General features: G+C 71.3%; 20 protein-coding genes. 14 read left to right on the top strand and 6 right to left on the bottom strand.

Going from position 1 to position 20418, the window contains the following annotated elements:
- The coding region (locus VN520_RS16500; RefSeq protein WP_325747682.1) for a sigma factor at positions 1 to 356 on the bottom strand (356 nt) is incomplete at its 3' end.
- A 232-nt stretch (positions 357 to 588) separates the two neighbouring features.
- Here VN520_RS16500 and VN520_RS16495 point away from each other — a divergent pair.
- The 4 genes from VN520_RS16495 to VN520_RS16480 all read left to right on the top strand — a co-directional run bounded on the left by VN520_RS16495 (position 589) and on the right by VN520_RS16480 (position 4881).
- Positions 589 to 2055, top strand: coding sequence for an MFS transporter (locus tag VN520_RS16495; RefSeq protein ID WP_325747679.1), 1467 nt, complete (start codon positions 589 to 591; stop codon positions 2053 to 2055).
- A 140-nt stretch (positions 2056 to 2195) separates the two neighbouring features.
- Complete coding sequence (locus VN520_RS16490; protein ID WP_325747678.1) at positions 2196 to 3686, top strand: SDR family NAD(P)-dependent oxidoreductase; 1491 nt, start codon at positions 2196 to 2198, stop codon at positions 3684 to 3686.
- A 381-nt stretch (positions 3687 to 4067) separates the two neighbouring features.
- Entirely contained in the window at positions 4068 to 4241 is a 174-nt protein-coding gene (locus tag VN520_RS16485; protein WP_325747683.1) for a hypothetical protein, read from the top strand.
- 76 nt (positions 4242 to 4317) lie between these two features.
- Positions 4318 to 4881, top strand: coding sequence for a cellulase family glycosylhydrolase (locus tag VN520_RS16480; RefSeq protein WP_325747677.1), 564 nt, complete (start codon positions 4318 to 4320; stop codon positions 4879 to 4881).
- Between the two features lie 122 nt (positions 4882 to 5003).
- On the opposite strand, the gene VN520_RS16475 is transcribed toward VN520_RS16480, so the two are convergent.
- The 3 genes from VN520_RS16475 to VN520_RS16465 are packed head-to-tail and all read right to left on the bottom strand — an operon-like array spanning position 5004 to position 7830.
- Positions 5004 to 6458, bottom strand: a complete 1455-nt coding sequence (locus VN520_RS16475; RefSeq protein ID WP_325747676.1) for a lipase maturation factor family protein — start codon at positions 6456 to 6458, stop codon at positions 5004 to 5006.
- A gap of 29 nt (positions 6459 to 6487) precedes the next feature.
- Positions 6488 to 6997 carry a DUF1990 domain-containing protein gene (locus VN520_RS16470; RefSeq protein WP_325747675.1) on the bottom strand — a complete coding sequence of 170 codons (510 nt, stop codon included), beginning with the start codon at positions 6995 to 6997 and terminating at the stop codon, positions 6488 to 6490.
- The gene (locus VN520_RS16465) at positions 6994 to 7830 is read right to left on the bottom strand and encodes a YndJ family protein (RefSeq protein WP_325747681.1); all 837 of its coding nucleotides are present in this window, start codon (positions 7828 to 7830) and stop codon (positions 6994 to 6996) included. Before VN520_RS16465 ends, VN520_RS16470 begins: the two co-directional genes overlap by 4 nt.
- A gap of 147 nt (positions 7831 to 7977) precedes the next feature.
- On the opposite strand from VN520_RS16465, the gene VN520_RS16460 reads away from it, so the two are divergent.
- From VN520_RS16460 to VN520_RS16425, 8 genes are all read left to right on the top strand, one after another.
- Positions 7978 to 10074 (top strand): SpoIIE family protein phosphatase, encoded by a 2097-nt coding sequence (locus tag VN520_RS16460; RefSeq protein WP_325747674.1) that lies wholly within the window; start codon positions 7978 to 7980, stop codon positions 10072 to 10074.
- Between the two features lie 90 nt (positions 10075 to 10164).
- Positions 10165 to 11520, top strand: a complete 1356-nt coding sequence (locus VN520_RS16455) for a wax ester/triacylglycerol synthase family O-acyltransferase (RefSeq protein ID WP_325747680.1) — start codon at positions 10165 to 10167, stop codon at positions 11518 to 11520.
- A gap of 94 nt (positions 11521 to 11614) precedes the next feature.
- Positions 11615 to 12583 (top strand): aldo/keto reductase, encoded by a 969-nt coding sequence (locus tag VN520_RS16450; RefSeq protein WP_325747673.1) that lies wholly within the window; start codon positions 11615 to 11617, stop codon positions 12581 to 12583.
- Between the two features lies 1 nt (position 12584).
- The gene (locus tag VN520_RS16445; protein WP_325747672.1) at positions 12585 to 13451 is read left to right on the top strand and encodes an amidohydrolase family protein; all 867 of its coding nucleotides are present in this window, start codon (positions 12585 to 12587) and stop codon (positions 13449 to 13451) included.
- Between the two features lie 228 nt (positions 13452 to 13679).
- Positions 13680 to 14432: a LytTR family DNA-binding domain-containing protein gene (locus VN520_RS16440; protein WP_325747671.1), complete on the top strand. Its 753-nt coding sequence runs from the start codon at positions 13680 to 13682 to the stop codon at positions 14430 to 14432.
- A 63-nt stretch (positions 14433 to 14495) separates the two neighbouring features.
- On the top strand, positions 14496 to 14858 hold the full coding sequence (locus VN520_RS16435) for a hypothetical protein (protein ID WP_325747670.1): 363 nt from the start codon (positions 14496 to 14498) through the stop codon (positions 14856 to 14858).
- The gene (locus tag VN520_RS16430; protein ID WP_325747669.1) at positions 14855 to 16345 is read left to right on the top strand and encodes a cation acetate symporter; all 1491 of its coding nucleotides are present in this window, start codon (positions 14855 to 14857) and stop codon (positions 16343 to 16345) included. The genes VN520_RS16435 and VN520_RS16430 overlap by 4 nt, the downstream gene beginning before the upstream one ends.
- Entirely contained in the window at positions 16342 to 17568 is a 1227-nt protein-coding gene (locus tag VN520_RS16425) for a sensor histidine kinase (RefSeq protein ID WP_325747668.1), read from the top strand. The genes VN520_RS16430 and VN520_RS16425 overlap by 4 nt, the downstream gene beginning before the upstream one ends.
- Before the next feature lie 12 nt (positions 17569 to 17580).
- On the opposite strand, the gene VN520_RS16420 is transcribed toward VN520_RS16425, so the two are convergent.
- Entirely contained in the window at positions 17581 to 18087 is a 507-nt protein-coding gene (locus tag VN520_RS16420; protein WP_325747667.1) for a hypothetical protein, read from the bottom strand.
- Positions 18088 to 18198: 111 nt separating this feature from the next.
- Between VN520_RS16420 and VN520_RS16415 the strand changes: the two genes are divergently transcribed.
- Positions 18199 to 18396: a zf-HC2 domain-containing protein gene (locus tag VN520_RS16415; protein ID WP_325747666.1), complete on the top strand. Its 198-nt coding sequence runs from the start codon at positions 18199 to 18201 to the stop codon at positions 18394 to 18396.
- Here the strand turns inward: VN520_RS16415 and VN520_RS16410 are convergent.
- Entirely contained in the window at positions 18330 to 18899 is a 570-nt protein-coding gene (locus VN520_RS16410) for a sigma-70 family RNA polymerase sigma factor (RefSeq protein WP_325747665.1), read from the bottom strand. The two genes, VN520_RS16415 and VN520_RS16410, sit on opposite strands and share 67 nt — an antisense overlap.
- A 257-nt stretch (positions 18900 to 19156) precedes the next feature.
- Between VN520_RS16410 and VN520_RS16405 the strand changes: the two genes are divergently transcribed.
- Complete coding sequence (locus VN520_RS16405) at positions 19157 to 20380, top strand: CapA family protein (protein WP_325747664.1); 1224 nt, start codon at positions 19157 to 19159, stop codon at positions 20378 to 20380.
- Positions 20381 to 20418: the final 38 nt, after the last annotated feature.

The following is a 20418-nucleotide window of genomic DNA, read 5'->3' as shown; positions in this document are numbered from 1 at the left end:
TCGCGCGACAGGTCGAAGCGGTCGATCGCCTTGATCAGGCCGATCGTGCCGACCTGGATGATGTCCTCGGTGTCGTCCCCGCCCCGGTTGCGGAACCGCTGCGCCGCGAAGCGCACCGGCGAGAGGTTCATCTCGATCAGCGTGTTGCGCGCGTACTGGTACTCGTGCGTGCCCTCCTCCAGCGTCTGGAGGCGGTCGAAGAACAGCTTGGACATGGCGCGGGCATCCTGCGGAGCCACCTTGCCGGCGTCCTCGATCCACGGAAGCGCAGCCGTGTCGGCAACCGTACCCGCCTCGTCACGCCGCGTCGCCGCCGTGCCGATCGCCTCAGTGGTTCGCACTGACATGGCCGTCATGGTGTCGCCCTCCCAGGAAAACTGTGCAGTGAGGGGCGGATGCCCCGCCATCCGGAAGTAATGCCACCGAATTCCGAAAATTCTCGTGGGGATCCGGAATGGATCCGGGTGGAGCCCATTCGATGTAACGGTCCGTGATCGAAAGGGTGGTTCCCGTTACTCTTTCTTGCTGAAGTGTGAGTCACGCCTCATTCAGGGCACCTGTTGTCTTCCGGAAGCGGAGGAGGGGCTCATGAGCGGCACCGGTACAGCAGGCGGACCGACCGTCACCACCAGGATCCCGGCACGGCTGGACCGGCTGCCCTGGTCGCGTTGGCACTGGATGATCGTCATCGGCCTGGGCACGGTCTGGATCCTCGACGGACTCGAAGTCACGGTCGTCGGCAACATCGCCAGCCGGCTGTCCGAGGACGGCAGCGGCCTGGCCATCACCGACGCCCAGGTCACCGGCATCGCCGCCGCACTCTACGTCGCGGGCGCGTGCTCCGGTGCCCTGGTCTTCGGGTGGCTCACCGACCGCTACGGCCGCAAGAAGCTCTTCCTGATCACCCTCGCCGTCTACCTGGCGGCCACCGCGCTCACCGCCGTCTCCTTCTCCTCGTGGTGGTTCTTCCTCTTCCGCTTCCTGACGGGCTTCGGGATCGGCGGGGAGTACGCGGCGATCAACTCGGCCATCGACGAGCTGATCCCCAGCAAGTACAGGGGCCGTGTCGACCTCATCATCAACGGCAGCTTCTGGCTCGGGGCCGTGGCGGGCTCCCTGCTCTCCGTCCTGGCGCTGAACACCGACATCTTCCCCAAGGACATCGGCTGGCGCCTCACCTTCGCGCTGGGCGTGGTCCTCGGGCTCGTCATCCTGCTGGTGCGTCGCCATGTGCCGGAGAGCCCGCGCTGGATGTTCATCCACGGGCGTGACAAGGAGGCGGAGCGACTGGTCGACGGGGTGGAGCAGGAGGTGGAGGCGGAGACCGGGAGGAGCCTGCCTCCGGCCGAGCCCGCCATCACCGTGCAGCAGCGCAAGGGCATCGGCTTCGGACTGATCGCCCGGACCGTCTTCCGCTCGTATCCCAAACGGGCCGTCCTCGGCCTCGCCCTCTTCATCGGGCAGGCCTTCCTCTACAACGCCATCACCTTCGGCTTCGGCTCGATCCTCGTGAAGTTCTTCGACGTCCCCAGCGGCGTCACCGGTTACTACTTCGCCGTGATCGCCTTCTGCAACTTCCTGGGGCCGCTCCTCCTCGGCCGTCTCTTCGACACGGTCGGGCGCAGGCCGATGATCTCGAGTACGTACATTCTTTCCGGCCTGCTCCTCTTCGGTACCGCGTGGCTCTTCGACGCCGGGGCCCTGACCGCCGTCACCATGACCGGCTGCTGGTGCCTGGTCCTCTTCGTGGCCTCCGCCGGCGCCAGCTCGGCGTATCTGACGGTGAGCGAGATCTTCCCGATGGAGACCCGGGCGATGGCGATCGCGTTCTTCTACGCGGTGGGAACCGCGGCGGGAGGCATCACCGGCCCGCTGGTCTTCGCGGACCTGACCGCGAGCGGGGTGGTCGGCGACACCGTCCTGGCGTTCTGCATCGGAGCCGCCCTCATGGTCGCCGCAGGCCTGGTCGCCTTCTTCTTCGCGGTGGCGGCCGAACAGAAGTCCCTCGAGGACATCGCGACCCCTCTCTCGGCCACCGGGGGCGCGGGGCGGTAGCAGAACGGAGCAACACCCGACTCGTGGCAGACTTGACCGGGGCATCCGGCCCGTGCGCGCCTGCCCTCGCCGGCCCCGGCCGGATCACTCCCCACCGAAGCCCGGCAGCGGCATGAGTGACGAGTGACAGAGGAACGGCAATGACGGTGACAGAGGACAGCCAGGAGTTCGCTCCGGGCATCGACGGGTTCGGTCCCGGTATCGACCCGGAGCGGCTGGCCGTCTGCCTGAGCGTGCTCGACGAGCTGGACTCCATCGAGGTCGACCACCCGGACGCCATCGCCGTACGCCGGGCCACCGCCGGTATCTACCGAACGGTGAAACAGCGCCGCCGCCAGGAGCGCCGCGCCGCCAAGACCGCGCACGACAAGGCCGTCACCGAGGCCACGGCGACCGGCTCCGCCGAGCGCATCGACGACGAGACACAGGGCGTCCTCCCGTCCTCCTCGGCCACCGCCGAGATCGCGGGCATACTCCAGCGCCCCAGGTCCTGCTACATCTGCAAGACCCGGTACGTCGAGGTGGACGCCTTCTACCACCAGCTCTGCCAGCCGTGCGCCAAGGACAACCGCAGCCGGCGCGACGCGCGCACCGACCTCGGCGGACGCCGTGCACTGCTCACCGGCGGACGCGCAAAGATCGGCATGTACATCGCGCTGCGGCTGCTGCGTGACGGTGCCCACACCACCATCACCACCCGCTTCCCCAACGACGCCATCCGCCGCTTCAAGGCCATGCCGGACAGTGACGAGTGGATCCACCGCCTGAAGATCGTCGGCATCGACCTGCGTGACCCCGCCCAGGTCGTCGCGCTCGCCGACTCCGTCGCCGCCGAGGGACCGCTGGACATCCTGATCAACAACGCCGCGCAGACCGTCCGCCGCTCACCGCAGGCCTACAGCGAGCTGCTCTCGGCCGAGTCGGCCCCGCTGCCTTCGGGCGAGCTCCCCGCCGCCGAGGTGATCGGCACCTTCGGCAGCGGCACCGTCGACCGTGTCGCCGCACTGCCGGCCGCCCGCAAGGAGGGGCAGGGCCTGAGCGCGCAGGACGTCACGGACCTCGCCCTGGTGACAGGGTCCGCCTCGCCGGCCCGCATCGCCGCGGGCACCGCGATCGACGCCGGGGGCCTGGTCCCCGACCTGCACGACACGAACAGCTGGATCCAGACCGTCGAGGAGGTCGAACCGATCGAGCTCCTCGAAGTCCAGCTCTGCAATTCCACGGCGCCCTTCATCCTGATCAGCCGCCTCCGCCCGGCGATGGCACGGACCGAGGCGAAGCGCGCCTACGTGGTGAACGTCTCGGCGATGGAGGGGGTGTTCGGCCGTGGCTACAAGGGTGCGGGACACCCTCACACCAACATGGCCAAGGCCGCGCTGAACATGCTGACCCGCACCAGCGCCCAGGAGATGTTCGAGAAGGACCGCATCCTCATGACGGCCGTGGACACCGGCTGGATCACGGACGAGCGGCCGCACCCCGACAAGATGCGCCTCGCGGAGGAGGGCTTCCACGCCCCGCTCGACCTCGTAGACGGGGCCGCCCGGGTCTACGACCCGATCGTGCGCGGTGAGCGGGGCGAGGAACTGTACGGCTGCTTCCTGAAGGATTACGCGCCTGCGGGCTGGTGACCCCCGGGCCTGTAGCGGCCTCCGGCTTCTCGCGCACCCCTCCAGACCCTCCCGCCACCTGCGGTGACACGCGGCACGGCGGCCTCGTGGACCACGGGGACGCTACCGTTCTGCTGGCTGAAAGTGATCCAGGACACACGTTCTGTCGAGCGGGATGGTGCTCATTTGGTTAGTCTGGGCTCAACGGACGCCACCAAGGGATCCACGAAACTTCCTCGGCCGTCCTGGGACAGGTCTGTAAGCAGTCCGCCGTCCCACCCCGTACCGGCGCCACCGCGACCGAACTGTTTCTGCCCCTGCCCCGCAGGGGGTGGCCGACACGGTTCTCACAGCCGCAGCGCCGCCACCGCCCCGGGGTGTCGCGACACGAAGGAGTCCGCGGTGACACCTGAAATGACGAAGACCGAGACGCATCCGGCCGAACTGGCCGGGGACCGGGCCCGACGGCCCGAGAAGCTCCGGAACATCGAGGTCTGGGCCCGGTCGGCACCGATCAGGCTGGCCGGCTACGAGGACGATCTGGCCGAGCCGCACATCCTGCCCGGCATCGACTGACCGGTACCTGTGCGAACAGTGCCCCGGCTCCTGCCCCCGTCCGCCGGACGGGGGCAGGAGCCTTTCCGGTGCCCTGATGGTGGACGCGCCCAACTGGGGCCAGGACTGGTCCGGCACGATGAAGAACAACGCCGCCGCGGTGTTCGCCTCGGACCCCGAGCGCAACACGGTGTTCTCGATCCACATGTACGGGGTCTACGACACGGCCGTGGAGGTGCGGAGCTACCTGGGCGCCTTCGCCGACGCAGGCCTGCCTGTGGTCGTCGGTGAGTTCGGCGACAACCACAGCGACGGAAACCCGGACGAGGACGCGATCATGGCCACGGCGCAGTCGCTGCGACTGGGATATCTAGGCTGGTCCTGGAGCGGCAACGGCAGCGGTGTCGAGTACCTCGACGTGGTCACCGGCTTCGACCCGGGCTCACTGACCAGCTGGGGCGACCGCCTCTTCAACGGGAACAACGGCATTGCCCGGACGGCCCGCGAGGCGACCGTCTACGCGGGCGGCGGCACCGGTTCCGGCACGGCGCCGAACGGCTACCCCTACTGCACTCAGGGGAGCTCGACCGACCCGGACGGTGACGGCTGGGGCTGGGAGAACAGCCGTTCCTGCGTCGTGCCGGGCGGCCGGGCCGACTGACCCCTCCGTGTGCAGGCCGTCCCGCCCCGGTCCTGCCCCGGGCGGGACGGTCCTGCGCCGGCGGATCGCGCTCCGCGCGGAGCTCCTGCCGTGCCCGCGCACAGGCTGCCGTCCCTCCCTCGTCACCCGTCCCCCTGTTTCAGGCCCGGCTCGTCCGGCCGGAGCGGAACGGGCCGTGCGACCGGCTTCATGAAATCCCGTACGTAGGTACGGTCCCACCAGCGTCCGGTGGTCCTCAGCTCCTGCCAGTCCGTGTAGCGGTAGTGGAAGACCCTGGCCCGGATGTGAGCGGGCGGGCTCTCGGGGAACGGGTTGTGGCCCAGGAGGCGCAGGGTGTCACGGTCGTTGCGCAGCAGTCGCTCGACCAACGGCCCGAACCAGGGGCGCGCATACGCGGGGGAGAGCGCCGCGAACCACATCATCCAGTCCAGCCGCAGGTGGTACGGGGCGAACTGGCGAGGCAGCCTGCGCGGATCACCGGGCTTGCCCCGGAAGCCGTACTCGCGCCAGTGGGTCCCCTCGTGGATCACCGGATCCTCCGTACCCTCGACCACCACCTCCAGCCGCATCCTGCTGATGCTCCCGAAAGCGCCGTAGGTGTTGACCAGGTGCAGCGGGTCGAAAGACCGGTTCATCACCTGGCGGCGCGAGAGGAGATTGCGCGCCGGACGGCAGCTGAGCGCCAGGACGAGAGCGGTGACGGCGAGGACCACCACCTCGTACCAGAGCGGTGAACCCGGTTGTGAGGGCGGTGGGCCGGCGATCGGCGACCAGTCGACCGCGGCGAGGGCGAGCACGACGGTCAGCCAGTTCAGCCAGGCGAAGTTCCCCGACAGCACCAGCCACAGCTGGGTGACCACCATCAGCCCGGCCGCGACGCTCGCCACCGGCTGCGGGGTGAACAGCAGGAACGGCACCACGAGCTGGGTGACGTGGTTGGCGGCGGCCTCCACCCGGTGCGCCGGCTTCGGGAGCCGGTGGAAGAACCAGCTCAGTGGACCCGGCATCGGCTGGGTCTCGTGGTGGAAGTCCAGACAGGTCAGCCGCCGCCAGCACTCGTCGCCCCTGACCTTGATGAGGCCGGCGCCGAACTCCACCCGGAAGAGCAGCCAGCGCAGCAGCCACAGCACCAGCACCGGGGCCGCCGTGCCGGAGTTCCCGAGGAACACGGCGAGGAAGCCCGTCTCCAGCAGGAGCGACTCCCAGCCGAAGCCGTACCAGACCTGGCCGACCTGGACGATCGACAGGTACAGCACCCATGGCACCGCCCACAGGGCCATCGCCGCCCCCAGGGGGACGTATGTGTCCAGGCCGGCCAGGAGGGCGAGCGACACCGCCGCGCCCGTCCATGCGACCACGGCGAAGAAGCGGTCGGAGTAGTGCAGCCGGAACAGACCGGGCGCGGCCCGCCACGAGGTGCGGCGCAGGAGGCCGGGCACGGGCAGCATGCCCCGTGAGCCGATCAGAGCCCGGAACTGGAGCGCGGCGGTGACGAACGCGACCAGGTAGACGACGGCGAGCGCCCGCTGGAAGATCAGCCTGCTCAGCCAGTAACCGTCCGCGGTGAACCATTCCATCGGTTCCAGTATCCGGCGTGCCCCGCCCGTCAGGCGGCCGACACGGCCCGGCGCAGCGCGGTGGTGAGCCGCCGGGCGTACCACCGCTGGGCCATCGGGACGAGAGGACCGGCCAGCCGGGTGTACCAGGAGGCGGGCCGGGAGAACGCCGTGACGGTGAACCACACGGTTCCGTCGTCCGTCAGCTCGACCGTGAAGCTCTCCTCCCCGCGTTCCGGATGCCCCGGCCGGGTTCCGTACGCGAAGCCGGTGCGGTCCTTCCCGTACGCGGTCCAGACGACCTCGCAGGGGGCGGTGATGCGGAGCGGACCGATGCCGGCCGACACCTCGACGGTGACTCCGGCGGCCGCCCGTACGGCGGAGGCGTCCACCCCGGCTCCGGTGGCGCGGTGCACGTGCCACTCGGTGACGGCTGTGCCCGCGGCCTCGAAGGCCGGCCGGCCCCTGCCGACCACGGCTCGGTGGTGCAGGTGGTTGTAGCCGTCCGGGAGCGGTCCGAGCCGGGTGGCCCCGACCTCGGGGTACGTCAGGGTGCTCATGCGGGCCTGCCTTCCGGGTGGGTGAGGTCCTGGAGCCTGCGCCGGGCGAACAGGGCGCAGAGTGCGAAGCCCAGCGCGTTGCCGAGCCCGTGTGTGGCCGTCATCCAGGCGAGGGTGGGGTGCGGCAGCCCGGTGGCCTCGCCGAGCGCCCAGCTCAGCGCGAGCACCATGGTCACCGCGAGCACGCCGGCCGACACGGTGAGCAGGCCGCGGGTGAGGCGGTCCCGGCCGGCGGCGGGGGTGGTGCGCCAGGTCAGCAGGGCGATGCTCCACATCCCGGCGGTGAGCACGACTGCCCCGGCGAACTCGGTCCAGTCCCCGGCGAAGTAGCCGATGAGGACGAGCAGAGTGCCGAGCGGCACGCTCAGGGCGGCGAACCGGCCTGCCGCGCTGTCGCCGGCCCGGCAGACGAGCCCGGCGACGAGGGCGGCGGCGAAACCGGCGAAGTGGAAGTGGGGCACGGTCAGCGCCAGGATGCCGAGCCCGAAGCCGAACAGTTCGTGGCCGGCGCGCTCGGCGACGAGGGCGAGCGCGGCGACCGACGGGGCGACCAGTGCGGTGAGCAGGGCGGCCTCCGCCGGGCATGCGCTGCGCGTGCGGGCGAGGCGCCGGGGCGCATGCGTGGCGAGAAGCAGTGCCCCCAATGCGTAGCAGAGGGCGAGCGCCGTGGCGCCACCGCCACGCGGCAGCCAGAGGGACACGGCGCCGGGCACCGCGAAGAGCGGCCAGAGGCGCCGTATCCGGTCGAGCGCGGGATCGCCGACGAGCCCCAGGCCCAACGGGACGATCACCAGCATGCCCAGCATCACGATCAGTCCGACCAGTACGGACATTGCGCCATCCCCCATCCGGACACCTACACCGGCAGCTCGAATTGAACGTGTTCATCTTTGCGGACCCGAGCATACGAGCTTTCTTGAACGTGTTCAATAAAGTGAGGGCGGTCGAAAAATCGGACAAATGGTGGCAGAGTGGCGCGCATGGATGATCGGGTAGCGGGTGCCCTGTCACTCCCGGATGACTGGCCCGCCCACCCGGACCTCAGCCTCGCCCTGAACCGAATGGGCAGCTTCGACTGGGATCTGGACAGCGGCCTCATGCACATGGACGAACCCGCCCTCGATGTGTTCGACCTGCGTGCCGAGGAGTACGACGGCCACCCGGCGGCACTCTCGCAGCGTGTCCCCGCCGACGAGGCGATCCGGCTCGACGACATGGTCTCGCAGGCCCTGAAGAGCGGCCGGAACAACTACGGCGCGTACTTCCGCAGGGCGCAGCGGGACGGCACGCTGTGCTGGACCCATACTCAGGGGTTCATCCGCCGCGACGGCACCGGACGGCCCCGCCGGATCATCGGAATCATCCGTGACGCCACCCAGGAACTGGCCGAGGCCACCGCACGCCGGACCGTCGACGAGGAACGGCGGCGCCGCACCAGCCTGGTCGAAGGAACCACGGCGGCCCTGGCCCACGCCCGGACGGTGAAGGACGTCACCGATGTGCTGAAGAGTTCCCAGGGGCTGGCCGACCTCGGCGCCACCAGTCTCGTCGTGGGGCTGCTCGAGTCCGGGCGCATCCATCTGGTGGCGGACGGCCCTGAAGGGGCGCACGTGCAGGGCACCCGCTACACCCGGACCGACGAGCCCTACCCGATGAGCGAGGTGATCCGCACGCTCACGCCGCGTTTCATCGAGACCCCCGAGGACTTCGCGGCTTCGTACCCCCTCCTGTGGCCCCGCATCAGCGGCCTCGGCATCACCGCCGCCGTCTACATGCCCCTCATCGCCCAGGCCCGCCCCATCGGTGCACTCGGACTTCTCTACGGCGACAAGGCGGGTTTCGCCGGCGACGAGCGGAACCTGCTGGTGGCTCTCGGCAGTTCGATCGCCCAGAGCCTCCAGCGGGCCATGCTCTACGAGCAGGAGCACGATCTCGCCGAAGGGCTCCAGCAGGCGATGCTGCCGCGCCGGATCCCCGGGGTGCCCGGGGCGCAGCTCGCCGTCCGCTACCGCTCGGCACGGCTCGGCAGGGACATCGGCGGCGACTGGTACGACATCATCCCGCTGCCCGGCGGCCGGGTCGGCGCCGTCATCGGTGACGTCCAGGGGCACGACACGCATGCGGCGGCCGTCATGGGGCAGCTCCGGATCGTGCTGCGTGCCTACGCGGCGGAAGGGCACAACCCGGCCACGGTCATGGCACGGGCCTCCGTCTTCCTGCACGAACTCGACACCGACCGCTTCGCGACCTGCACCTATGCCGAGGCCGACCTGACCACCGGAGTGGTGCAGCTGGTCAGGGCCGGGCATGTCGACCCGGCCCTGCGGGAGGCCGGCGGGAGCTGCCACAGACTGCCGGTGGACGGCGGGCTGCCGCTGGGGCTCTCCGCGGAATTCGGGCAGCTCGAATACCCGGTCAGCACCGTCGACCTGGACCCGGGCCAGACGCTGGTCCTCTACACCGACGGAATGGTGGAGCTGCCCGGCACCGACCTCGACGAAGGCATGCGCCTGCTCACCGCGACGGTGAGCGACGGCCCGAAGGACCTCCAGAAGCTGGCCGACCGGCTCTGCGAGGTCGTCGACGAGCGCGGCGGCGAGGACGACATGGCGGTGCTGCTCCTGCGTCGTGACGCGGCTCACGCCCCTCGTCCGGGCGGCCGGCTCCAGCAGCACGTCGCGCAGAACGACCCGGAGGCGCTGACGTCCGCCCGCCACATGATCCGGGCAGCCGTGCGTGCCTGGGGGGTGAAGGGCCGGGCGGACGAGGTCGAGCTCGCGGCCGACGAGCTGATCACCAACGCGCTGATGCACACCGACGGCGGCGCCATCGTCACCATCCGGGTGCTCACCGGACCCGGACGCCGCCTCCGGGTCGACGTGGAGGACCGCTCCAGCGCGCTTCCGCGCCGCAGGGACGCGGGGGAGTCCGGAGTCTCGGGCCGCGGGCTCATGCTCGTCGACCGGCTGGCCGACATCTGGGGAGTGGAGTCCCGGGGCAGCGGAAAGTGCGTGTGGTGCGAATTCGGCATCGCGGAGCGCGGGCAGCGCCGTCACGGTGACATCGCGAGGCTGTAACGTTACGTAACCTTTCCATGCTTGACCGTGACCGACGCTGCGGGATTGACTGCGATCCCCTCGTTCCACCGCCGAAGACGCGAGGCCCCGTTGCGTACCGAGCTCCTGGCACCGCTTGATCTGGCTTTCTGGCACCTCGAAACCGATGCCCATCCGATGCACCTCGGCGCACTCGCCGTCTTCGACCCGGTGGCCGGAGTGGCTCCGCAGGATCTGCTGGAGCTGCTCGGGGCCCGGGCGGCCGCCATTCCCCGGTTGCGCATGCGGGTGCGTGACGTCCTGCTGCCCGTCGGCGGCGCGGCCTGGTTCCACGACAAGGACTTCGACGTGCAGCGGCACGTCGGACGGATCGTGCTGCCCGAGGGCGACTTCATGACGGAGGCGACCCGGCTCGCCGGCGAACTCATGGAGCGGCCGCTCGGACGGGGCCTGCCCCCCTGGCAGATGTTCCTCCTCGACAGCGCGGGAGACGGGCCGTTCGCCGTACTCGTGAAGCTGCACCACGCGCTCGCCGACGGGATGCGGGCCGTCGCCATCGGCGCCGGCATCTTCGACCAGATCGCCTCCGCCGGTGCCGCCCGCGGCGCGGTGCGCCGGGCCCCCGTTCCGCCCCGTTCCTGGCTGCCCGGCGCGTACGAGGCGGCGGGCATGGCGATGGACCGGCTCGGGGACGTCGGCCGGGCGCTCGGGGTGGGAGCCTCCGTCGTGCGTGCCAGCCGCCTCGACCTGCGCGCCACGACAGCTCTGACCGCACGCTCCAGCGGCACGCGCAGGCTGGCCACCGCCGAGCTCGACGCCGGAACGGTGCAGCGGATCCGGCGCACCGGGGGCGGTACGGCCAACGACGTCCTGCTCGCCGTGGTCGCCGGTGCGCTGCGCCGCTGGATGCTCGGACGTGGGGAGCCGCTTCCCGGCGCCGACCCGCGTGCCCTGGTTCCGGTGTCCCGGCGGCGGCCCGGCGGGGCGGCCGCCGGCAACAGGCTCTCCGCCTACCTGCTGGGGCTGCCCGTCAACGAACCCGACCCCGGGGAACGGTTGCATCTCGTACGCACGGGGATGGACCGCAACAAGGCGGCCGGGCCGCTGCGCGGCGCGGGCGCCGTCGCCGTACTGGCCGACCAGCTGCCCGCGCTGGCTCACCGGTTCGGAGCGCCCCTGGCGGGGAACGCGGCCCGGATGCTCTTCGACATCCTGGTCACCAGCGTGCCCCTGCCCCACTCGGCGCTCTCGCTCGGCGGCTGCCCGCTGCGCGCCGCCTACCCCATGGCGCCGCTGGCCCGCGGACAGTCACTGGCCGTGGCACTGTCCACGTACGGCGGGCGGGTACAGGTCGGACTGGTCGCCGACGGGAAGGCGCTGCCCGATCTGGACCGGCTGGCCTCCGCCCTCCACGACGAGCTGTACGACCTGCACGCACTCGTGCCCACGGTGCCTGCCCCGGCGTGAAGGCCGATATCCCGCACCCTGTTGACGTAACCGAATGATCCGATGAATAGTCCTGGACGGACCATCAGGAACCATCGGCGGGGGTGGCAAGGGCATGCGGCGCGTCAGGCTCGGACACAGCGCGGTCGAGATCACGGAACTCGCTTTCGGAGCGGCGGCCATCGGCAATCTCTTCACCGAGGTCGATCCCGCTCAGGCCGCCGCCGCCGTCGACACGGCGTGGGACGTCGGCATCCGCTACTTCGACACCGCACCGCACTACGGCCTCGGGCTCTCCGAACGCCGCCTCGGTGAGGCCCTGCGGGACCGGCCCCGGGACGCGTACGCGGTCTCCACCAAGGCGGGCCGCCTGCTCGACCCGCTGACCTCCGCCGAGACGGCGGCGCACCACGGTCTCTCCGACGGATTCGCCGTACCGCACACCCACCGGCGCCGGTGGGACTTCAGCGCCGACGGCATCCGCCGCAGCATCGAGGACAGCCTCGGACGCCTCGGTCTCGACCGGGTCGACATCGTCTATCTGCACGACCCCGACGACCACGGGGAGGCGGCCTTCCGCGAGGGCTACCCGGCGCTGGAGAAGCTGCGCTCCGAGGGCATGGTCGGTGCCATCGGCGCGGGCATGAACCAGACCGCGATGCTCACCCGCTTCCTGCGCGAGACCGATGTCGACGCCGTCCTCTGCGCCGGCCGCTTCACGCTCCTCGACCACAGCGCCCTCGACACGCTGCTGCCGGAGGCCGCCGCCCGGGGCCGCAGCGTGGTCGTCGGAGGTGTGTTCAACTCCGGGCTGCTCGCCGACCCCCGTCCCGGCGCGACGTACGACTACGCGGCGGCCCCCGCGCCCCTCCTGGAACGGGCCGTGCGCATGCGGGCCGTCGCCGAGGAACACGGTGTCCCGCTGCGCGCCGCAGCCCTGCACCATCCGCTGGACCACCCGGCCGTCGCCGGGGTCCTGGTCGGTGCCCGCTCCCCGGACGAGGTGAGGGACGCCGCGGCGCAGCTCCGCACGCCGGTCCCGGACGCGCTCTGGGACGCCCTGCGCGCAGAAGGGCTGCTGTGACATGGCGGCGCTGCCGGTCATCGACGCCCACCACCATGTGTGGGACCTCGCTGTCCGCGACCAGGAGTGGATCACCGGGGAGGAACTCGCCCCCATCCGCCGCACCTTCACCCTCGCCGATCTGGAGCCCGAGGCCCGCGCCGCCGGCGTGACCGCCACCGTCCTCGTCCAGACGGTCACCGTCGCCGAGGAGACGCCCGAACTCCTCGCGCTCGCCGGTGACGGCGCGCTCGTCGCCGGCGTCGTCGGCTGGACCGACCTCACCGCACCGGACATCACCGACACCCTCGCCGCCCTCCGCGCCCTGCCCGGCGGCGGCCGGCTCGTCGGGATCCGCCACCAGGTGCAGGGCGAGGACGACCCGGGGTGGCTGCTGCGCCCCGACGTGCTGCGCGGGCTACGGGCCGTCGCCGCCGCCGGCCTCGTCTACGACCTGATCGTGCGGCCCCACCAGCTGCCCGCCGCCGCCCGCGCCGCCGCGCTGCTGCCGGAGCTCACCTTCGTACTCGACCACGCGGGCAAGCCGCCGGTGGCGCGGCGCGGCACCCGGCCCTGGGCCGACGGCCTGCGGGCGCTCGCCACCCTGCCCAACACGGTCTGCAAACTCTCCGGCCTGGTCACCGAGGCGGACCCGGCGTCCTGGACCGTCGAGGACCTGCGCCCCTACGCGGACACCGTGATCGAGGCCTTCGGTCCCGGCCGGCTGATGTTCGGCTCCGACTGGCCGGTGTGCCGGCTCGCCGCCGGATACACCGAGGTCCTGGGCGCGGCACGCGAGCTGACCGGCCGGCTGGGGGAGGACGAGCAGCGCTCCGTCTTCGCGGAGACCGCGCAGCGGGTCTACGGGCTGCGGGTGCCCGCCGTCTGAACGCGTGCCGCGCGTCCGGCGGGTCTTCGCGGCAGGCCGGCCCAAGGCCGGGAGGAAGAGCGGCGTGCGCGCCTGCTCCGTCTGCGGCGGCACCGTGCCGGAGGTGCCGTTCAGCCCGGTGGCTGTTCCGTCTGCTCGAGCAGCGATGGCGCGTATGTCCTCAGCCACGCGGTGAAGCCGTGAAACACTCACGCCGCCACGCTGCTGAAGGACCTAAACTCCGGCCTCATGCTGCGTGTGCTCGCCGTCGACGACGAAGAACCCGCGCTGGAGGAACTCCTCTACCTCCTGCGCGCCGATCCCCGCATCCGGAGTGCCGAGGGTGCCACGGGTGCCACCGAGGCGCTGCGCCGCATCGGAGGTGCCGTCGACGCCGGGCCTGAGGACCCCTCTGCGATCGACGTCGTCTTCCTCGACATCCATATGGCGGGCCTGTCCGGACTCGATGTCGCCCAGCTCCTGGCCGGGTTCGCCGCGCCGCCGCTCATCGTCTTCGTCACCGCCCACGAAGGTTTTGCCGTACACGCCTTCGACCTCAAGGCCGTCGACTACGTCCTCAAACCCGTCCGCCGCGAGCGCCTGGCCGAGGCCGTCCGCCGTGTCGCCGACCTGACCGGTGAACGCTCCGCGCCCGTCCACGACGCGTCCGCCGACCAGGTCGCGGTGGAACTGGGCGGAGTCATCCGCTTCGTGCCCGTCGACGACATCGCGTACGCCGAGGCACAGGGCGACTACGCCCGGCTGCACACCGCTGCCGGCAGCCATCTCGTACGGATACCACTGACCACCCTGGAGGAACGCTGGCGCTCCCGGGGGTTCGTACGCATCCACCGCCGCCACCTCGTGGCGCTGAACCGGATCGACGAACTCCGGCTCGACGCCGGCAGCATGAGCGTACGCATCGGGGAGGCGGAGCTCGCGGTCAGCCGACGCCACACCCGCGCCCTCCGCGATCTCCTGATGCGGCAGACCGGCCGCTGACCTGGCCCTACCGGACGGATGCCTCTTCCCAGCCGAGCCCTGCGCCGCCTACACTCCGGGCCCATGTCCGCAGAGAGCACGCCCCGGCGCGAAGTGGTCACGGGGGAGCCCCGACGGGTGCGTCCGCTGCCCCGTTACCGTGCGCAGTCGGAGATCGACGAGCAGACCGCCCTCGGCGGCGCCTACGTCCGCTCACTGATGCGCAGCCAGCTCCGTGCCGGGCTCACCGCCTTCGCCGTGCTCGCGCTCGTCGCCGGAACCCTGCCCCTCGTCTTCGAGGCGCTCCACAGCAACGCCCTGGTGTGGGCGGTCCTCGGGTTCACCACCTACCCGCCGCTCACCCTGGCCGCCTGGTGGTACGTGCGCAGGGCCGAACGCAACGAGCACGACTTCGCCAGACTCGTGGAAGGCCGCCCCGCACCGTGAGCACACCCGGCCACCCGGCGGCGGTGGCGGCGGTCGCCCTCGTCGTCCTGGCCACCGTCCTCGTCGGCGGATTCGGGCTGCGCATCTCCCGTACCACCTCCGACTTCTACGTCGCGTCGCGCACCGTGCGTCCGAGGCTCAACGCCGCCGCCATCAGCGGGGAGTACCTGTCCGCAGCCTCCTTCCTCGGTATCGCGGGCCTGGTCCTGGTGCACGGCCCCGACATGCTCTGGTACCCGGTGGGCTACACCGCCGGATACCTCGTGCTGCTGGTCTTCGTCGCCGCCCCGCTGCGCCGCTCGGGTGCCTACACCCTTCCGGACTTCGCCGAAGGACGGCTCGAATCACAACAGGTGCGCCGACTCGTCAGCGTGTTCGTGGTGGGTGCCGGGTGGGTCTACCTCGTGCCGCAGCTCCAGGGCGCCGGTCTCACCCTGAAGATCCTCACCGGAGCGCCCGGCTGGCTCGGCGACGTCCTCGTTGCCTCCGTCGTGGTGGTCGCCGTCGCGGCGGGCGGCATGCGCTCGATCACCTTCGTGCAGGTGTTCCAGTACTGGCTGAAGCTCACCGCACTGCTGGTGCCCGCCGTCTTCCTGGTGCTGGCCTGGCAGGGCGACGGGCGCCCCCGCGTCAGCTTCGAGGAACAGATATCCGTCTTCCGCGCCGACCATCCGCTCTACGCGACGTACGGACTGATCGTGGCGACCTTCCTCGGCACCATGGGCCTGCCCCATGTGGTGGTCCGCTTCTACACCAGCCCCAACGGCCGCGACGCCCGCCGCACCACCGTCGCCGTCCTGGCCCTCGTCGGGCTGTTCTACCTGCTGCCCCCGGTGTACGGAGCCCTGGGCCGGCTGTACGCCCCCGAGCTCATGCACGGCGGTGACGCCGACGCCGCCGTGCTGCTGCTGCCCGCCCGGGTGATCGGCGGCCTCGGCGGTGATCTGCTCGGCGCTCTCCTCGCGGGCGGCGCGTTCGCCGCGTTCCTGTCCACGGCGTCCGGACTCACCATGGCCGTCGCCGGAGTGATCACCCAGGACGTCCTGCCCTCACGGGGCGTACGGCACTTCCGGCTGGCCACCGTACTGGCCATCGCCGTGCCACTGGCCGGCTCGCTGGTGATCAGCCGGGTGCCGGTGGCCGACGCGGTGGGGATGGCCTTCGCCGTCTCCGCGTCGTCCTTCTGCCCGCTGCTCGTCCTCGGCATCTGGTGGCGGAGGCTCACGCCACCGGGCGCGATCGCCGGGCTGCTGCTGGGCGGCGGCTCCGCGCTGCTGTCCGTGGCCATCACCGTCAGCGGGGCGGTGCGTCCGCCGGGCTGGCCGCACGCCCTGCTCGCCTGGCCCGCCGTCTGGTCGGTACCGGTCGGCTTCCTCGCGATGATCCTGGTCTCCCTCGCCACTCCGGGACGGGTACCGCCGGGCACCAACGCGGCCATGACCCGCTTCCACCTGCCGGAAGCGCTGACCTCGGGGCGCGGACGGTGACCGGGGCGGGGATCGCCGTCATCGCCGTGCTCGTCCTGCTGCTGTTCGGCACGGGCTTCCTCCTGGGCCGGACCGCCCGCCCCGTACGCACCAGCGATGTGGGCACCCCCGTCGAGCACGCCACCTTCGAGACCCTGCACACGGCCTCCCTCGCCGCGCCCCCGCTGCGCACGGGACTCACGGAGGAAAGCGCGCGCAGGTCGGCACGCGGGCTGCGCTCGCTCCTGGGGACCGACGCCCTGTGCCTCACGGACCGTGACCGGGTGCTGGTGTGGGACGGCGAGGGCGACCACCACGGCAAGGACGTGATGGACCACGTCGGGGGCCTCCTCGCCAGTGGGAGGGACACCGCCTTCCATAGCGACTGCGGCGACCTCGACTGCCCGTTGCGCTGGGCCGTCGCCGTCCCGCTGACGGTCGACCACCGGGTGCTCGGCACCCTCGTCGCCTACGCTCCCCGGGAATCGGCCGTGCTGGCCAGAGCGGCGGGGGAGGTGGCCCGCTGGGTCTGCGTGCAGCTGGAACTCGCGGAGCTCGACCGGTCCCGTACGCAGCTCATCGAGGCCGAGATCAAGGCCTTGCGTGCCCAGATCTCGCCGCACTTCATCTTCAACTCGCTGGCCGCCATCGCCTCGTTCGTCAGGACGGACCCCGAACGGGCGCGTGAACTCCTTCTGGAATTCGCCGACTTCACCCGCTACTCGTTCCGCCGGCACGGGGAGTTCACGACCCTGGCCGACGAACTCCACTCCATCGACCAGTATCTCGCGCTGGTGCGGGCGCGCTTCGGCGAACGGCTCTCGGTGACCCTCCAGGTCGCCCCGGAGGTGCTTCCGGTCTCGCTTCCGTTCCTCTGTCTCCAGCCCCTGGTCGAGAACGCGGTCAAACACGGCCTGGAGGGTGCTGCGGGCCTTCCCCGCCCTCAGGGTCCCGTCCGGACGGGCGGCACCCCGATCCGCATCACGATCAGCGCTCTGGACGCGGGCGCCGAGGCGGAGGTCGTCATCGAGGACGACGGGGCCGGGATGGAACCGGAACGTCTCCGGCAGATCCTGCGCGGCGAGGGTGGCGCCTCCACCGGCATCGGCCTGCTCAACGTGGACGAACGGCTCCGCCAGGTGTACGGGGACGGCTACGGGCTCGTCATCGAGACGGGAGTCGGAGCGGGCATGAAGATCACCCTGAGGCTGCCCAAGTACCGTGCGGGTGTACACGGTTCGTGATCCGCCCGTCGCTCAGTACAGGTGGACGGCCAGATGGCCCAGCGGCAGCCCCAGCTGCCAGGCCGGCGTCCACACCTGCGTCCCGCTCTCCTCCTCGTCCTCCGGCTCCCACGGCGGCGGGCCGATCGCGTCGAGATCCGCGGCCAGCAGTTCGGTCTCCTCCAGCCACCGCCAAGCGGCCTGCGCCAGCGCGAGGTCGGGGCCCGGGAGTCCTGCGGGAGCGGTCGGCCGCGCCAGCGCCTCCAGCCGGGCGCAGACCCAGCGTCGCCAGGCGGCCCCGTAGGCGGTGAGCAGCCGCAGCTCGTCCACCCGCGCCACGGGGAGCTCTTCGGCGACCGCGCCGTCGGAGAGGAAGATCGTCAGGGCGAGCGCGTCGCGTCCCGCCCGGTACTCCAGGGTCGTCGGCTCCATCAGGTCGCCGGTCACCAGTACCTCGTCGGCGATGTACTCGGAGTACATCCAGGCCATCGGGACCAGCAGCCCGCCCCCGCCGGATCCTTCGTGATGTTCGGGACGCATCCCGTCTCGCCTCTTTCGTCGTCTCGGCACCGGGCTACACGCAGCATTGAACCGGGGGCACGTGCCTCGCGTGGGCAGAAGGGCAGGATCCGTCGGGAGATACGAGGTGCGATGACCGCCGGCCCGGGCGACACCCCGCATGTACGGCAACTGCTGGGCGCCTATGTGCTCGATGCCCTGGAAGCGGACGAGAGCGGAACGGTCGCCCGGCATCTCCAGCGGTGCGGAGGGTGCGCCGCGGCCTATGTGGAGGCCGTGGACGCCGTCTCCCTGCTCGCGCTGCTCAATGTGGACGACCTGCTGGAATAACCGGGCAGATTGCTCCTCAGCAGCCGAAGGGCGTAGTACGACCGGGACTTGACGGTCCCCGCCGGTATGCCGAGGGCCTGCGCGGTCTCGCTCACGCTGAGCCCCCGGAAGTAGATCTGCACGAGCACCGCACGGTGCTCGGGGCTGAGCGTGCTCACGGCCTCGCGCACATCGAGGGCGTGGACCGCCGAGGCCGCGGTGTCGCCCTGGGCGGGAGCGCTCACCAGAACCGCGTCGCTGACCTCCGTCGGCCGGGCCTGACGGGCCCTGCGGGCGTCGATGGCCAGCCGCCGGGCGACGGTGAACAGCCAGGGGCGCATCGAGTCGTAAGGAGCGTCGAACGCCTCCGGGTGCTGCCAGGCGCGCACCAGCGTCTCCTGCAACAGGTCCTCCGCCCGCTGCCGGTCGCCGAACGTCAGTCCCAGCAGGAAGTGGAACAGCGCGGGCCCGTGCTCCCGCTGCAGCTCCGCGAGGGCCCGCTCATCGGTCGTCGCCGTGGTCATCGTGAACGTCCTTTCCCCAAGAGGCCCCTGACGCCTCGCTCCCGCCTGGCGTATACGAACGCATCGGGGCACGGAGGAACAGGCGGTACGCCGGGATGTGCGCCGAGCGGTCGCACGGAGCGGCGAGTGGTGCGGTGAACGGTCGGCAGACGGGGATACGGCCGATTCAGGTACTTGGGGGCTTTTGTTCTTGACTGACCAGTATGAATATATGTGTAGTCGGATGGCCGAAATCATCCGAACCGGGAGTCGTGCAGATGACGAAGCGCATCCGAGGGGGCGCGGCTGTCGCCGTCGCCGGTCTCCTCGCCACCGCAACAGCCTGTACCGGACAGCCGTCCTCGCCTCCCGGGTTCGCCGGGCGGCACCTCCCCGCCGAGCGGGGGGCGAACGGGGCGGGGGCCGGGGGAGCGGAGGGCGCGCGCACCTTCACGCTGCTGGCCTCGGGCGACATCCTGCCGCACTCCTCGGTCATCGACCGGGCCGCCGCCGACGCGGGCAGCAGCGGTTACGACTTCCGCCCCATGCTCAAGGGAGCCGCCCCGGCGGTCTCAGGGGCGGATCTGGCCATCTGCCACATGGAGACGGTGTACGGCCAGGACGGCGGCCCCTATACCGGCTATCCGTCCTTCAAATCGCCGCCCGAGGTGGCGCCCGCGCTCCGCGCCACCGGTTTCGACTCCTGTTCCACCGCCTCCAACCACACCCTGGACGACGGCGCCCAGGGGATCGGGCGCACCCTCGACGCCCTGGACCGTGCGGGCATCGCCCACGCGGGGTCCGCACGCTCGGCCGAGGAGGCCTCCCGCCCCACCCTGCTCAGGGCGGGCAAGGGGAAGAACGCGGCAAAGGTCGCCCATCTCGCGTACACCTACGGCACCAACGGCATCCCCCTGCCCGCCGGGCAGCCCTGGGCGGTCGACCTGATCGACGAGGAGCGGATCGTCGCGGACGCCAGGGCGGCCCGCGAGGCGGGCGCCGACGTGGTCGTCGTCTCCCTGCACTGGGGCACCGAGTGGCAGGACGCCCCCGATGAGGTCCAGCTCGGGCTCGGCCGCGAACTCACGGCCTCCCGAACCGGCGGACGCCCCGACATCGACCTGATCCTCGGCACCCACGCCCATGTCCCGCAGGCGTACGAGAAGGTCAACGGCACCTGGATCGTGTACGGCATGGGGGACCAGGTCGCCGGGGCCATGATCAACCACGAGGGGGCCCGGGACCCGCGCGCCAACGAGAGCTCGATGGGCCGCTTCACCTTCGAGCCGCCCGCGAAACCGGGGCAGCGGTGGGCCGTCAGGAAAGCCGAGTTCATTCCCCAGTGGTTCGACGCCCAGGCGGGGCGCGTCGTCGGCCTGGATCTCGGGGCGCCCTCCCCGGCCGGAGAGGACGGCGGCCGTCTGCGGGAGATCCGTGACCGCATCCACGGCGCCGTTCTCAGCCGTGGTGCGGCCGAGGACGGCCTCGTCGTCGGGAAGTGACGCCCGGCACCCGCCGGGGCGCCGCGGCACGACGGCCG

Origin of the sequence: Streptomyces sp. (assembly GCF_035563135.1) — a bacterium.
Taxonomy (GTDB): domain Bacteria; phylum Actinomycetota; class Actinomycetes; order Streptomycetales; family Streptomycetaceae; genus Streptomyces.
This window is presented reverse-complemented; position numbering and strand designations above follow the sequence as displayed.